This is a genomic window from Mycobacterium sp. IDUB_1 (genome assembly GCF_055419625.1).
Map to the genome: position 1 here is coordinate 739,156 of NZ_JBVAYA010000002.1, position 14,309 is coordinate 753,464.

At 68.0% G+C, this 14,309-nt stretch carries 16 protein-coding genes; 7 read left to right on the forward strand and 9 right to left on the reverse strand.

The genetic code is table 11. The annotated features are described in order from the left end of the window. Nucleotides 1–11: 11 nt before the first annotated feature. Complete coding sequence (locus ACZYYX_RS16590) at nucleotides 12–485, reverse strand: VOC family protein (RefSeq protein WP_463815631.1); 474 nt, start codon at nucleotides 483–485, stop codon at nucleotides 12–14. A 63-nt stretch (nucleotides 486–548) separates the two neighbouring features. On the opposite strand from ACZYYX_RS16590, the gene ACZYYX_RS16595 reads away from it, so the two are divergent. Next, a complete protein-coding gene (locus ACZYYX_RS16595; protein ID WP_463815834.1) occupies nucleotides 549–1,352 on the forward strand; it encodes an AraC family transcriptional regulator in 804 nt (267 codons plus the stop codon). Here the strand turns inward: ACZYYX_RS16595 and ACZYYX_RS16600 are convergent. Beyond that, nucleotides 1,342–1,833: a DNA-deoxyinosine glycosylase gene (locus ACZYYX_RS16600; RefSeq protein ID WP_463815632.1), complete on the reverse strand. Its 492-nt coding sequence runs from the start codon at nucleotides 1,831–1,833 to the stop codon at nucleotides 1,342–1,344. The genes ACZYYX_RS16595 and ACZYYX_RS16600 overlap by 11 nt on opposite strands. A gap of 32 nt (nucleotides 1,834–1,865) precedes the next feature. On the opposite strand from ACZYYX_RS16600, the gene ACZYYX_RS16605 reads away from it, so the two are divergent. Beyond that, entirely contained in the window at nucleotides 1,866–2,993 is a 1,128-nt protein-coding gene (locus ACZYYX_RS16605; RefSeq protein ID WP_463815633.1) for an adenylate cyclase regulatory domain-containing protein, read from the forward strand. Between the two features lie 125 nt (nucleotides 2,994–3,118). Here the strand turns inward: ACZYYX_RS16605 and ACZYYX_RS16610 are convergent, their stop codons facing one another. The 3 genes from ACZYYX_RS16610 to ACZYYX_RS16620 form a co-directional block, all read right to left on the reverse strand. Beyond that, entirely contained in the window at nucleotides 3,119–3,451 is a 333-nt protein-coding gene (locus ACZYYX_RS16610; protein ID WP_463815634.1) for a hypothetical protein, read from the reverse strand. A 180-nt stretch (nucleotides 3,452–3,631) separates the two neighbouring features. Beyond that, the gene (locus ACZYYX_RS16615) at nucleotides 3,632–5,842 is read right to left on the reverse strand and encodes a heavy metal translocating P-type ATPase (RefSeq protein ID WP_463815835.1); all 2,211 of its coding nucleotides are present in this window, start codon (nucleotides 5,840–5,842) and stop codon (nucleotides 3,632–3,634) included. 13 nt (nucleotides 5,843–5,855) lie between these two features. Further along, nucleotides 5,856–6,062: a heavy-metal-associated domain-containing protein gene (locus ACZYYX_RS16620; RefSeq protein ID WP_463815635.1), complete on the reverse strand. Its 207-nt coding sequence runs from the start codon at nucleotides 6,060–6,062 to the stop codon at nucleotides 5,856–5,858. Nucleotides 6,063–6,154: 92 nt separating this feature from the next. Between ACZYYX_RS16620 and ACZYYX_RS16625 the strand changes: the two genes are divergently transcribed. Continuing rightward, nucleotides 6,155–6,781, forward strand: a complete 627-nt coding sequence (locus ACZYYX_RS16625) for a DUF305 domain-containing protein (RefSeq protein ID WP_463815636.1) — start codon at nucleotides 6,155–6,157, stop codon at nucleotides 6,779–6,781. Then, the gene (dtd, locus tag ACZYYX_RS16630; protein ID WP_463815638.1) at nucleotides 6,782–7,213 is read left to right on the forward strand and encodes a D-aminoacyl-tRNA deacylase; all 432 of its coding nucleotides are present in this window, start codon (nucleotides 6,782–6,784) and stop codon (nucleotides 7,211–7,213) included. Between the two features lie 4 nt (nucleotides 7,214–7,217). Here dtd and ACZYYX_RS16635 read toward each other — a convergent pair whose 3' ends face one another. Further along, nucleotides 7,218–8,111, reverse strand: coding sequence for an AIM24 family protein (locus tag ACZYYX_RS16635; protein ID WP_463815640.1), 894 nt, complete (start codon nucleotides 8,109–8,111; stop codon nucleotides 7,218–7,220). 71 nt (nucleotides 8,112–8,182) lie between these two features. On the opposite strand from ACZYYX_RS16635, the gene ACZYYX_RS16640 reads away from it, so the two are divergent. Continuing rightward, nucleotides 8,183–8,743: a hypothetical protein gene (locus ACZYYX_RS16640; protein WP_463815836.1), complete on the forward strand. Its 561-nt coding sequence runs from the start codon at nucleotides 8,183–8,185 to the stop codon at nucleotides 8,741–8,743. 2 nt (nucleotides 8,744–8,745) lie between these two features. On the opposite strand, the gene ACZYYX_RS16645 is transcribed toward ACZYYX_RS16640, so the two are convergent. Continuing rightward, nucleotides 8,746–10,647: an ABC transporter ATP-binding protein gene (locus ACZYYX_RS16645; RefSeq protein ID WP_463815641.1), complete on the reverse strand. Its 1,902-nt coding sequence runs from the start codon at nucleotides 10,645–10,647 to the stop codon at nucleotides 8,746–8,748. Continuing rightward, on the reverse strand, nucleotides 10,644–12,371 hold the full coding sequence (locus ACZYYX_RS16650) for an ABC transporter ATP-binding protein (RefSeq protein WP_463815642.1): 1,728 nt from the start codon (nucleotides 12,369–12,371) through the stop codon (nucleotides 10,644–10,646). The genes ACZYYX_RS16645 and ACZYYX_RS16650 overlap by 4 nt, the downstream gene beginning before the upstream one ends. A 117-nt stretch (nucleotides 12,372–12,488) precedes the next feature. On the opposite strand from ACZYYX_RS16650, the gene ACZYYX_RS16655 reads away from it, so the two are divergent. Further along, nucleotides 12,489–13,064 (forward strand): DUF3558 domain-containing protein, encoded by a 576-nt coding sequence (locus tag ACZYYX_RS16655; protein ID WP_463815643.1) that lies wholly within the window; start codon nucleotides 12,489–12,491, stop codon nucleotides 13,062–13,064. Between the two features lie 17 nt (nucleotides 13,065–13,081). Further along, complete coding sequence (locus ACZYYX_RS16660) at nucleotides 13,082–13,606, forward strand: DUF3558 domain-containing protein (RefSeq protein WP_463815644.1); 525 nt, start codon at nucleotides 13,082–13,084, stop codon at nucleotides 13,604–13,606. A 95-nt stretch (nucleotides 13,607–13,701) separates the two neighbouring features. Here ACZYYX_RS16660 and ACZYYX_RS16665 read toward each other — a convergent pair whose 3' ends face one another. After that, nucleotides 13,702–14,208, reverse strand: a complete 507-nt coding sequence (locus ACZYYX_RS16665; protein WP_463815646.1) for a SixA phosphatase family protein — start codon at nucleotides 14,206–14,208, stop codon at nucleotides 13,702–13,704. Nucleotides 14,209–14,309 lie beyond the last annotated feature (101 nt).

The window sequence follows — 14,309 nt, forward strand, 5'->3', positions numbered from 1 at the left end:
GTAGCCGCATCTCAGGTGGCGTTATTCGCCGCCCATTCACCCAGCCGGCGCTCGCGCTCCTCGGCGGAGACGTCCTCGACGCGCGTCATCACGGTCCACCGCACTCCGAACGGATCCCGTAGGGAGGCGAACCGGTCGCCGGTGGCGAAATCCTGGGGTTCCTCGCGTATCGTCGCGCCGGCCTGCCGGGCCCGCTCGACCACGTCGTCGACATCGGCGCAGTAGAGCGCCACCGAGTGGGTTGCGACGTCGTCGTCGGTGGACGGTGCTGTGATGCCGTACGCGTCGGCGGGGTCGCCGAGTTGCAGCCGGCCGCTACCGAAGTCGAGCTCGGCATGCGCGATCGTCCCGTCGGGTCCGTCCATCTTCTCGACCAGGGCTGCGCCGAAGACGGTGCCGTAGAACTCGATCGCTGCTGCTGCTCCGTCGACGCACAGGAACGGAGTCAGGGAGGTGTATCCGGGTGGGATGGGGGATGTGGACATGCGCCTCAGTTTCGTAGCCTCGACAGGGTGGGGGCTTGGAAAAAGGCGACAGTGGATGAGCCGATGCGCGGCATCGTGGGCCGGCCCGCGAGCTCGTCGGCGTTCGACCTGCAGCGACGGGCGCCGAGCCCGGCGACGGCTCGGTTCGTCGAACACTTCTGGTCGGTCACGTGGGACCTCCGCGACCAGCCGTCGTTCGACAGCACCGTCCTGACGTTCCCGTCGATGCACCTCACCCGCGAGTGGGGCACCGACCGGCAGCGCCACGGGATGGTGCTACCGAACACGCTCGTGCACGGGGTCGTCGAGCAGGTGTTCCGCACGACGCTGCGTGGACGCGGCGCGGTCGTCGGCGCCCGGTTCGTACCCGGCGGATTCGTCGCACGCTTCGGCGGTGACGCAGCCTCGCTGACAGGCCGGGTCGTCGTCGCCACCTCCGACATCATCGGCGACACAGTGGATTTCGACGACGACGTAGATACGGCGACCGCGCAGCTCGACCGGTTGATCAGCTACTGCCCGACAGTTGATCCGGTTCTGTCGCCCCTGACGCAGTTGCTGGACCGCATGCGTGACGATCCGGAACTGCAGCGCGTCGAACAGGTGATGGCGTACTCGCCGTGGAGCGTGCGGACCACGCAGCGGGTGTTCCGCCGTTACGTCGGTGTGCCGGTGAAGTGGGTGCTGTGCCGGTTCCGGTTGCAGAACGCCGCGTGGGAGATCGAGACCAACGGTGACGTCGACTTCGCCGACCTGGCGGTCCGATTGGGGTGGTACGACCAGGCGCACTTCGGCAACGACTTCCGCGCGATGCTCGGCACCACCCCCGGCGAGTATGCGGCGCAGTACGGTTCGCTCACTCGGTGATCTGGCGCCACGCCGCCAGTTTCACCGCGAACGGTGCGGTGTGGGCAGGACTGGTCGACGGAAGCAATACGGTGCGCACCGGATGCGGCGTGCGGACGAGACGCTGGTAGTTCTTCGCCGCGGCTGCGCCGTTGAAGTACACGCGCTCGATGCCCGGATGTGCGGTGAAGAACGCGTCGAAGTCGTTCGCAACCATGCTGGCCGGCTCGACTGCCGCATCGAGGCTGCCGGGGCGGCGGCACGCGGCCAGCACATCCCAGACGGCCACCCCGGCGTCGGTGAGCCGGCGGACACGCTCGTTATAAGGTGCCGCGGCATCGAATCCGAACAGTGTGGCCATGATTGGCCAGAAGGCGTTGCGCGGATGGGCGTAGTACCGGTGCTGGTTCAGCGACACGACCCCGGGCATGTTGCCGAGGATCACGATGTCGGCGCGATCGCCGATGAGCGGTGCGAAGCTGTGCACGAGCGGAGACGCCATGCTCCCTGTGTAGCGCACGGTAGGTTGAGCCCGTGGCCGATGACGTCGATGTGGAGGCATCCGGGCTGCTCGACGGGCTCGAGGGCGATGCGCGTGCCGAGCGCGCCGAGCTGATCCCGTGGCTGTTGGAGCGTGGGGTGAGTCTCGAGCAGATCCGCGCGAGCTCGTCGCCGTTGCTGCTCGCCTCGCGGCGGGTCATCGGCGACGACGGTGTCTACGTATCGGCGCGGGAAGCGGCCGAGAAGTACGACGTCGATCTGGCGCTGTTCGAGCGGATCCAGCGGGCGATGGGCTTGCCGCGCATCGAGGATCCGGATGCGGCGGTGCTGCTGCGCGCCGACGCGGAGGCGGCCAAGTTCACCCGCGACTTCCTGGCCGCGGGCATCGATCCCGATGAGCTGGTGCAGATCACACGGCTGCTCGGGGACGGGATCGCCCGGGCGGCCGAGGCGATGCGCTATGCCGCGCTGGCGGCCGTGTTGCGGCCGGCCGCAACGGAAGTGGAGATCGCAAAGGCGTCGGAGAAGCTCGTCGCCGGATTGGCGCCACTGCTGGGGCCGATGGTCCAGGACGTACTACTGCTGCAGTTGCGGCATGCGATCGAAACGCAGGCGGTGAATGCGACCGAACGTGCAGAGGGGCAACATCTCCCGGGTGCGCGAGAGGTGACGATCGCGTTCGCGGATCTGGTCGGGTTCACCAGACTCGGTGAGGCTCTGCCGCCGGAGGATCTCGAGCGATTGGCGCAGCGACTGGCAGACATGACACGTGAGGTCGCGGTCGCGCCGGTCCGCTTCATCAAGACCATCGGTGACGAGGTGATGCTCGTCAGTCCTGAACCGGTGCCGCTGCTGGAGGCGGTGCTTCGCCTCGTCGACGCGACCGATGACGACGAGGATTTCCCGCGGCTGCGCGTCGGGCTGGCCACCGGGATGGCCGTGAGTCGTGAAGGGGACTGGTTCGGGAGCTCGGTGAATCTCGCTGCCCGCGTGACCGGCGCAGCCCGGCCGGGTTCGGTGTTGGTTGCCGAGAGCGCTCGCGAGGCGATCGGCGACGACGAGAAGTTCACGTGGTCCTTTGCGGGGGCGAGGCGCCTCAAAGGCATCAAGTCAGACGTCAAGCTCTTCCGCGCGCGCCGGGCCGACCCGGACGGGGAGTGAACGCGGCGATGATCGACCAGGGCGGCCCCGGACAGAGCGTCCTTCGCGAGTGTCGAAATAGACGATTCGACTCGCTGCCGGGACGCCATTGGGGATAGGAGCGGGGCCCATCAGTGCACACCCGCTCAAAGGCGGGTGGTGGCTTGAGAGAGCGGTCCCCCAGGTTCGAAGAGGGGCTGAAGGGCCCGGACGACGGCCACCGTGGCGGCCACGTAGTACGTGATGCCGAAGCCGATTCCAAGGACCGCGGACAGGCGGCCTGTACGCCCGTTGTTCTTGATTCGGAAGAGCGCGACGAACCCCGACACCAGCGAGACCGTAGCAAGCGCGAACAGGGCCCACCCGCCGATCGACCACCACACGGCGCAGCCGAGGACAGCTGTCACCAGCGATACCACCGCCACGGGATCGAGCCCAGGCTGCGGGGGTGTCGGAATCGCCCCCTGCGAGATTGGCATGGCTGGAAGTCTGCCATTTCCGATGCATTGTCAACCTGTCAAGCAGCCTGAACGGCTCGGGGGTTCCGCCACGGTTGCCCTGCTTTCCCGCCCGGCCTCGACACCTGGCAGCGCGGGACCACACGGACAGCCGCCACCGGAGAGCGCCACCTCCTGCCCGAAGACGACCAGGGGCCGTGATCAGCGCGCTGGAGTGAATCCCCGCAGCCGCAGGCTGTTGGTCACCACGAACACCGAGCTGAAAGCCATTGCCGCCCCTGCGATCATCGGATTCAGCAGGCCGGCCGCCGCGAGCGGCAGGGCCGCGATGTTGTAGGCGAACGCCCAGAACAGGTTGCCCTTGATGATGCTCAGAGTGCGGCGGGACAGCCGAATCGCATCGGGCACGGCCCGCAGGTCGTCGCGCACCAGCGTCAGATCGCTCGCCTCGATCGCGACATCGGTGCCGCTGCCCATCGCGAGGCCGAGATCGGCCTGTGCCAGCGCAGCCGCGTCGTTGACGCCGTCGCCCACCATCGCAACGACCTTGCCCTCACGCTGCAGCCGGACCACGGTGTCGACCTTCTCCTGTGGCAGGACACCGGCGATCACCTGCTCGATGCCGACCGAACCTGCCACGGCGCGGGCAACAGCTTCGTTGTCGCCGGTCACCATGATCGGCGTCAGGCCGAGCTCCTTCAGCAGCGAAACTGCCTCAGCAGAGGTGTCTTTCACGGTGTCGGCGGCAGTCACCACGCCACGCGCCCGGCCGTCCCAGCCCACCATGACCGCGGTGTGGCCCTCGGTCTCCGCCTGGTGGACCCCGGCGCGAACATCGGCGGCAACCTCGAAGCCATGCTCGTCGAACAGTCGGGGCCGGCCGAGCAGCACGCTCCGACCGTCGACCGCGCCCCGCACGCCGAGGCCGCGCAGATTCTCGAAGGCCGTGACCGAGGGCAGGTCTGGAAGCTTGTCGCGGGCGCCCGCGGTGATCGCGCGTGCAATCGGATGCTCCGACGCTGCCTCGACGGCCCAGGCGATCCGCAGCACCTCGTCCGGCTGCTCGTCGTCCGCTGCGACGACGCCCGTCATCGTCATGGTCCCCGTCGTCACGGTCCCGGTCTTGTCGACGATCACGGTGTCCACCCGCCGCGTCGACTCCAGCACCTCCGGGCCCTTGATCAGGATGCCCAGCTGCGCACCGCGTCCGGTCCCCACCATCAGCGCCGTCGGCGTCGCCAGGCCCAGCGCGCACGGGCACGCGATGATCAGGACCGACACCGCGGCAGTGAACGCGGCGGCTGCCGACGCTCCGACTATCAGCCAGAAGCCCAGTGTCGCAACGGCCAATCCGATCACGACGGGTACGAAGATCGCCGAGATGCGGTCGGCCAACCGCTGCGCGGACGCCTTGCCGTTCTGCGCGTTCTCCACCAGGCGCGCCATCTGCGCCAGCTGCGTGTCGGCGCCCACCCGCCGCGCCCTCACCACCAGCAGCCCGTCGACGTTGACCGTCGCTCCGATCACGTCGTCACCGGGGTGAACGTCGACCGGGACCGATTCGCCGGTCAGCATCGACGCGTCGACCGCGGAATCGCCTTCCAGCACAACACCGTCCGCGGCGATCTTCTCCCCGGGCCGCGCCACGAACTCGTCGCCTGCCCTCAGGTGCTCGATCGGGATGCGCTGCTCGGTACCGCCTCTGCGTACCGACACGTCTTTGGCACCCATGTCGAGCAGAGCCCGCAGCGCCGCACCCGCCTGTCGTTTGGCCCTCGCTTCGAGGTAGCGCCCCGCGACCAGGAAGGTGGTCACACCCGCCGCGGCTTCGAGGTAGATGTTGCCGGTGCCGTCGGTGCGCCCGACCGTCAGCTCGAACGGATGAGTCATTCCCGGCATGCCTGCGTGACCCCAGAACAGCGCGTAGACCGACCACCCGAATGCCGACAGTGTGCCGATCGAGATCAGCGTGTCCATCGTCGCGGCGCGGTGCCGGAGGTTCGTCCACGCCGCGACGTGGAACGGCCAGCCGCCCCAGACCACCACGGGCGCCGCCAGCGTCAGCGACAGCCACTGCCAGTAGGTGAACTGCCAGGCCGGCACCATCGCCAGTGCGACCACCGGCACCGACAGCACCACGCAGATCAGCAGGCGGCGGCGCAGCGCGGCCGCGGGATCCTCCGTCTCCGGTTCGGTGGGCGTCTGCTGGGGGAGCGATGCGTGGTAACCCGCGGCTTCCACCGCTGCGAGGAGCTGGTCGGTGGTGACGTGTCCGTCGTACTCGACGCGCGCCTTCTCGGTCGCGAAGTTCACTGTCGCGGCGACGCCGTCGAGCTTGTTCAGCTTCTTCTCCACGCGCGCAGCGCACGACGCACAGGTCATGCCGTCGATCGACAGCTCCAGCGACGTCATGGTCGGCACGGGATCAGCTCGCCAACTGGTAGCCGGCCTCTTCGACGGCGGCGCGCACGGCGTCGGGGTCGACGGGCCCGGTGCTGGCGATGGTGACCGTGGCGCCGGCGAGGTCGATGCTGACCGCGTCCACCCCGGGCAGCTGTGACAGTTCAGCACGCACAGAGGAGGCGCAGCCGGCGCACGTCATACCCTCGACCGAGATCGTGGTGGTAGTCATGGGAATCCTCTCCGGGGCGGTGTGACACACCCACCCGCCATGTGTACCATACCCCCCTAGGGTATTAAAAGCTACAGACGGGAGCGACAACGGTGTCCACTTTCACGACGGCAATCGCGGCTACGGGAACCGCCCTGGTGGTGCTACTGAGCGGCTGTAGCAATTCGGCCCAGGACAGTGCAGGCACCACCAGCAGCGCGGCGGGGCATGGTGACGGTCATGACCACGGATCGATGTCGCAGAGCGCCGATCCGGCCGCCGGCCACAACGACGCCGACGTGTCGTTCGCCGCAGGCATGGTGCCCCACCACGAGCAGGCGATCGTGATGAGCGACATCATTTTGGGCAAGCAGGGCATCGATCCTCGCGTCGTCGAGCTCGCGAACCAGATCAAGGCTGCCCAGGGTCCCGAGATCGCGACGATGAAGCAGTGGCTCACCTCCTGGAATGCCGCGCCGGTCAATCACGAGGGCCACGACATGTCCAGCATGGGCATGATGAGCGACCAGCAGCTCGACCAGCTGCGGCAGGCGCAGGGCGTGGATGCGGCGCGCCAGTTCCTCACCGGCATGATCGCTCACCACGAAGGGGCGGTGAGAATGGCGCAGACCGAGCTGGATTCCGGTGAGGCGGCAGACGCCAAGCAGCTGGCGCAGACCATCATCGACACACAGCAGCGCGAGATCGCCACGATGAAGCAGATTCTCGGATCTCTCTAGATGCGGGTGCTGGTGCAGCGGGTCACCTCGGCGCGGGTCACCGTCGACGGGGACACCGTCGGCGAGATCCGGCCCGCTACGCAGGGATTGCTCGCACTGGTCGGCGTCACCCACGACGACGACGCGGCCACGGCCACCCGGATGGCCGAAAAGCTCTGGCGGCTGAGGATTCTCGACGACGAGAAAGCCGCAGCCGACATCGGTGCGCCGATCCTGGTGGTCAGTCAGTTCACGCTGTACGGCAACACCACCAAGGGGCGCCGGCCGACGTGGAATGCGGCGGCACCCGGTGCAGTCGCCGAGCCGCTGGTCGACGAGTTCTGCGCTACGTTGCGGACGCTGGGCGCGTCGGTACAGACCGGTGCGTTCGGCGCCGACATGGCCGTCGAACTCGTCAACGACGGCCCGGTGACAGTGATGCTGGAGCTCTGACGCTCTACTGCGCAGTGGTGATCTGCACGCCTTCGGACGGCTGCACGATCACGAATCCGTTGCCGTGGAACGACACCTGCACCGCTTCGCCCGAGCCTCGGCCGATCAGTGAGCCGGCTTTGAAGCTCGTTTTGAGCTGCGTCTGCAGGTTGGCCGACCAGGCGACGACGGCGTTGGTGTCGGCGAACGTGGGCGCTTCTGCCGCGTTGAGTACCACCGGCGGTCCGTCGGTGGTCAGGGCGACCCATCCGGTGCCGCGCAGCGTCGTGTTGAACAGGCCGCCGGTGGCGATGCTGCCGCCCTTGACGCGTTCGATGTTCCAGTCGAGGCTCGAGGAGAACGCCAGCACGTTCTTGCCGCTGATCGACAGGCCCGAGTTCGTCAGGTTCAGCAGGTGGACGTCGTAGGCGCGCTCGGCGAGGAACACGTCGCCCTGCCCGGCGCAGCGCATCAGGGGCAGACCTTCACCGGTCAGCGCCTTCTTGATGAACCTGGAGGCGCCGCCGCCCTCGAAGGAGAAGTCGACGTTGCCCTGGTAGGCGACCATCGCGCCCTGGCGTGCCATGAACGGTTCGCCCAGACGGACCCGCAGCAGCTTGGCGTTCTGGTTGCCGATCGCCTTGGCTTCCTTCTCGCTGAACCGTCCGTCGACGAGATCGCCGCTGATGCCGGCGAATCCGCCGTCTCCGAGGGGCTGCGCCTGCGCCTGCGCCTGGGCCTGCGCCTGCGGCGGTTGCTGCGCCACCGGCGGTGGGCCGACCGGCTGCTGGCCCAGCGGCGCACGCATCACCTGACCGCCGGCCGACACCTGGTCTGTCCACTGCTGCCCGTCGTGCCATCGGTAGTCGTAGCGACCCTCCGGGTCGGGCTGCCACGTGCCGTGTCCGGGTGCGCTCATGGGCCTCACCCTAGTGCCGTTCGCCGATGGTGAACCCCGTTCCCTCGAGGGTGCAACGGTGTAATCATGTAATCATGAGACACCATCCACATAAGAGAGCCGGCCGCTCCGGCGGTTGGCAGCAGGCCGATCAACCCGATGCCCGCGACGCCGCCGACTGGTTCGCCGGTCGGCTGCCCGAGGAGTGGTTCGCCGGTGACCCGGAGGTCATCGTCGACCGCGAAGAGATCACCGTCATCGGAGCACTTCCCGACGCCGACGGCGACGAACCCGAGAGCGAAGCCCGCGCGTCCGGGCGGGCCGCCCGATTCCGCGAGCAGACCCGCGCCGAACGCATGCACATCGCCGACGAAGCCGAAGCGCGCTACGCACGCAAGGTCTCGTGGGGTGTGACGGTCGGTGACGAACGAATCCTGTTCACCCACATGGCGGTTCCGGTGATGACCCGGCTACGGCAGGCGGAACGTCAGGTGCTCGACACCCTCGTCGACGCCGGGGTGGCGCGGTCGCGCTCCGACGCGTTGGCGTGGTCGGTGCGTCTGGTCGGCGAGCACGCCGACGAGTGGCTAGGCAAGCTGCGCGACGCGATGCGTGAGGTCGACGACCTGCGCGCGCAAGGCCCGCAGGTCTGACCTCACGCCTGGATCATCGTCCAGTAGGCCCCACGGCGAGCCATCAGCTCGTCGTGGGTGCCCTGCTCGACGATGCGGCCCGCGTCCATCACCAGGATCAGGTCGGCGTCGCGGATCGTCGACAGGCGATGTGCGATCAGGAAACTGGTGCGTCCACGACGCAGTGAGGTCATGGCATGCTGGATCAGCACCTCGGTGCGGGTGTCCACCGAGCTGGTCGCCTCGTCCAGGACGAGCAGCTGGGGGCGCGCGAGGACTGCTCGAGCGATCGTGATCAGTTGGCGCTCACCGGCACTGATGTTCGTGCCGCCATCGGCGATGCGGGTCTCGTAGCCGTCGGGCAGCGTGTGCACGAAGCGGTCCACATAGGCCGCGGTGGCGGCCTCGATCACCTCGTCGCGGTCGGCATCGGGTCGCCCGTAGGCGATGTTCTCGTAGACGGTGCCGGCGAACAGCCAGGTGTCCTGCAGCACCATGCCGATCCGGGAGCGCAACGCCGACCGGCTCACCGTGGTGATGTCGACGCCGTCGAGCAGGATCTGACCGGCATCGACGTCGTAGAACCGCATCAGCAGGTTCACCAGCGTCGTCTTGCCGGCGCCGGTCGGGCCGACGATCGCCACCGTGGTGCCCGGCTCGACGACCAGGCTGAGCTCCTCGATCACCGGTGCTTCGGGGCGGTAACCGAAACGGACGTCGCGGAACTCGACACGGCCGTTGGGTGATCCCACGGGCGGGAAATCCCGATCCGGCGCCCGTGGTTCCTCCTCGGCGTCCAGCAGCTCGAAAACCCTTTCGGCGCTTGCGATTCCCGACTGCAGGGTGTTGTACATGCCGGCGATCTGGGTCAGCGGCTGGTTGAACTGCCGTACGTACTGGATGAACGCCTGGATGCCACCGAGGGTGATCTGCCCGGTGGCGACCTGAATTCCGCCCACCACCGCGACGGCCACGTAGCTGAGGTTACCGACGAAGATCGTGGCGGGGGAGACCAGGCCGGAGAGGAACTGCGCCCCGAAGCTCGCGTGGTAGACGTCGTCGTTGAGCTCGGCGAACTGCCGCTGCGCCGCAGCCCGGTGTCCGTAGGTGCTGACGACCGTGAAGCCGCTGTAGGTCTCCTCGATGTGCGCGTTGAGCTTTCCGGTGTTGGTCCACTGCGCGACGAACAGACGGCGGGAGCGGCGCGCGATCGAGCGGGTGACCCACAGCGAGAGCGGCACCGTCACCACCGTGAACAGCGTCAGCAGCGGCGAGATCGTCAGCATCATCACCAGCACGGCGATCACGGTCAGCACCGAGGTGAGCAGCTGGGTGATCGACATCGACAGCGACTGGGCGAGATTGTCGACGTCGTTGGTCACTCGGCTGAGCACCTCGCCGCGCTGCCGGGTGTCGAAGTAGCGCAACGGTAGCCGGTGGATCTTGTCCTCCACGTCGGCGCGCAGCGCCACCATGGTCCTCTGCACGACCACGTTGAGAAGCCGTGCCTGCAGCCAGACCATCAGTGCCGCAACCAGATACAGGCCCAGCGCCAGGGCCAGCGTGCGCGCCACCGCGGCGAAGTCGACGCCTTGACCCGGGACCACGTTCATCCCGGACAGCAGGTCGGCGAACGTGGTGTCACCCCGCGCCCGTGCCGCGTCGACCGCCTGTTCCTTGGTCAACCCGGCCGGGAGTTCCCGCCCCACGACACCGTTGAACAGCAGATCGGTGGCGTGGCCGAGGATGCGCGGACCGACGACGCCGATCGCGATGCCCCCGATGCCGAGAAGCATCACCGCCACCGTCATACCCCGTTGCGGCGTCAGCCTTCTGAACAGCCGCAGGGCCGAAGCCCGAAAGTCTCGCGAGCGGGCCTGCGGGGGTTCGTTCATCCGCATCGAGCGGCCCAGCGGCCCGCTCACGGCGTCCCCACCGACTGCGAGTCCGCGAACTCGCGGTAGGCCGTACACCCGGCGATCAAGTCGTCGTGGGTGCCGGCGCCGACCACCCGGCCGTCGTCGACGACGACGATGTGGTCGGCCTCGGCGATCGTGGAGATGCGTTGGGCGACCACGATCACCGTGGCGTCGGCGGCCACCTCGCGCAGCCGCGCGCGCACCGTGGCGTCGGTGTGCACGTCGAGCGCGGAGAACGCGTCGTCGAACAGGTAGATCGCGGGATTGCGGATGACGGCTCGCGCGATCGCCAGCCGCTGACGCTGACCGCCGGAGAAGTTCATGCCGCCCTGGGCGACGCGCTGCTCCAGCCCGTCGGGGTGCGCGGCGACGAAGTCGTCGGCGGCCGCGACCCGCAGCGCGGCCCACATCTCGTCGTCGGTCGCGTCGGATTTCCCGAAGCGCAGATTGTCGGCGATCGTGCCGGCGAACAGGTAGCCGCGCTGGGGTACCAATCCGACCGCCGCCCAGAGCGTTTCGATGTCCATGTCGCGGACGTCGACACCGTCGACCAGGACCGCCCCGTCCGTCAGGTCGTAGAGCCGACAGACCAACGAGACCAGCGTCGACTTCCCCGATCCCGTCGAGCCGACGATCGCGGTCGTCGCCCGCGGACGCGCGATCAGCGAGATGTCCTGCAGCACCGGGCGGTCGGCGCCGTCGTAGGAGAACGTCGCGCCGGCGAACCGAACCTCCCCGACGATGTGCTCCGGCACGACCGGCTCGGCGGGGCTGACGATCGTCGGTTCGGTCGAGAGCACCTCGGTGATGCGTTCGGCGCACGCGGACGCACGGGGGATGATCACGAGGATGAACGTCGCCATCAACACGGCGACGAGGATCTGCATGAAGTACGACAGGAACGCGATCAGCGACCCGACCTGCATCTGACCCGCGTCGATCCGGTGGCCACCGAACCAGATCAACGCCACGCTCGAGACATTGATGACCAGCGTGGTGACCGGCAGCATCACCGCCTGCCACCGGCCGGCCTCCAGCGCGGCGTCAGCCAGCGCCGTGTTGGCCGCGGCGAACCTGGTGCGCTCGTAGGGTTCCCGCGCGAACGCGCGCACGACCCGCAGCCCCGTCAGCTGCTCCCGCATGACCCGGTTGACGCCGTCGATCAGGCGTTGCAGGCGGCGGAAGACCGGCAGCAGGTGCGAGACGATCCAGTAGTTGGCCAGTGCCAGCACCGGCACGCTGATCAGCAGCAGCCACGACAAGCCCGCGTCCTGGTGGACGGCCATCGCGATGCCGCCGATGCACATGATCGGTGCGGTGATGAGCATGGTCGCTGTCAACTGCACCAGCAGCTGGATTTGCTGGACGTCGTTGGTGGTGCGGGTCAGTAGCGACGGCGCCCCGAACCGGGCGGTCTGCTCGGCCGAGAACCCGGTGACGTGGCCGAAGATCACCGACCGCAGATCGCGGCCCACGCCCATGCTCGCGCGGGAGCCGAAGTACACGGCGCCGACGGCACACGCCACCTGCAGCGCGGTCACCGCGAGCATCACCACGCCGAGCTCGACGATGCGGCGCAGATTTCCCTGGGCGACGCCGTCGTCGATGATCGCGGCGTTGACCGTCGGCAGATACAGCGTGGCCAGGGTACTGACGAGCTGAAGGGCGGCGACCACCGCGAGGAGCGGCCGGTAGGGCCGGGTGTGCCGGCGGAGCAGGCCCCAGAGCATCCCGCTACTGTCGCACACCCTCCGACGAATGCCCGGCTGCGGCCGGGTACCTGAGAATACTGTGAATTCGCAGGTCAGTCGGCCTGTCGGTGGTTGACCCGATGGGCTGCCGCTACAGTGCATGGCGTGACCCGCAGCCCCCGCAGAATTCGACGGCCCGCGAAAGCGCTCGCCGTTGCTGCCGCGGCCGTGCTTCCGGTGCTGGCCGGGTGTTCCAACGACCAGCCGACCTCGCCGACGGTGCCGTCGACCGACGCGCCGGCCGCGGCCGCCAAACACGGCCCGTTCTTCCCGCAGTGCGCCGGCATCAGTGATCAGGAGATCGAGAAGCAGACGCAGGTCCCGGGCCTGGTCAACACCGCGGCGAACTCCGCCGGGTGTCAGTGGCTGACGAACGGCAGCATCGTCGGTCCGCACTTCTCGTTCACCTGGTTCCGGGGCAGCCCGATCGGGCGGGAGCGCAAGACGGAGGAGCTCTCGCGCACCAGCGTCGAGGACATCAACATCGAGGGCCACGACGGCTTCATCGCCTCCAACGAGGATCCGATTCTGGGCGTCAACCTGTGCGAGATCGGCATCGGCTTCGACGATGACTTCATCGAGTGGTCGATCAGCTACGCGGCCAAGCCGTTCCCGGATCCGTGCGATGTCGCCAAGGAACTCACCCGCCAATCGATTGTGAACTCCAAATGAGCGTGCGACGGAGAGCGATGGCCGCGGCCGGTGTGGCAGCGCTGATGCTGCTGACCGGATGCACGCAGACGGTCGAGGGCACGGCGGCCAAGTCGGGCTCCGGCGATGTGCCTCGCAACAACAACTCCGAGCGTCAGTACCCCAACCTGCTCAAAGAGTGCGACGTGTTGACCCAAGACATCCTGGCTCAGACGGTCGGCGCTGATCCGCTCGACATCCAGAGCACGTTCGTCGGTGCGGTGTGCCGCTGGCAGGCGGCCAATCCCGCAGGGCTGGTGGACATCACGCGCTTCTGGTACGAGCAGGGCGATCTGGAGAACGAGCGCAAGACCGCTCAGCAGCTGAACTATCAGATCGAGAGCCGGTCGATCGCCGGCATTCAGTCGTTCGTGATGCGGCCCAACGACCCCAACGGTGCGTGCGGTGTGGCCAGCGATGCCGCCGGTGTCGTGGGCTGGTGGATCAATCCGCAGTCCCCGGGTATCGACGCGTGCGGCATGGCGATCAAGCTGATGGAGCTCACCCTCGCCACCCGCGCCTGATACGCCCAAACCGACGTTTGGGCGCGAAAGTGCGAGTAGATCGCGCCTTTTCGTCGATCTCGGCGCGCCCGAAGTGGGCTCGGCGAGCCTCAGGCCTAGCGTGGGATGTGGAAGTCGACCAGCTCCGCGCCGCCCAGCTGCAGCTGAGCCCACGACCCGCCGGTGCGTAACACCGCGATCGCCGACGTCGGATACTTCGCCGAGATCCTCTGCGCCGCATCGCCGTTGGCGGTGGACTCGGTCGCCAAGCCGAGAGCCAGCGACGACATCACCGGCTCGTGGCCGACCACCAGCAGCGTGGCGAAGTCGTCCTCGACGCCGTTGATCTCTTCGATGACGATGCCCGGGCTGGCCTCGTAGAGCCGGTCGGAGTACGTCGCCGGCGCGGTGATGCCTGTGCGCTCCAGGGTCTGGCGGGTTCGCGTCGCCGATGAGCACAACACCGCGTCGACCGCTCCGACGTTACTGCGGATCCACTCTCCGGCCAGCACTGCCTCGCGCTCTCCGCGCGGCGCCAACGGCCGCCGGTGATCCGACACCCCGTCGGGATAGTCCGATTTGGCATGCCGCATCAGCACCAGCGTGCGCGTTCCGTCGCTCATGGGAGATAACCGTAGGCCATGTCGGTGCGCATCCCCGGACTTGTCGGCGGCCCGACCTAGACTTCCGATGCACTCGCCACGAGCCCGCCGAACACGAGGAA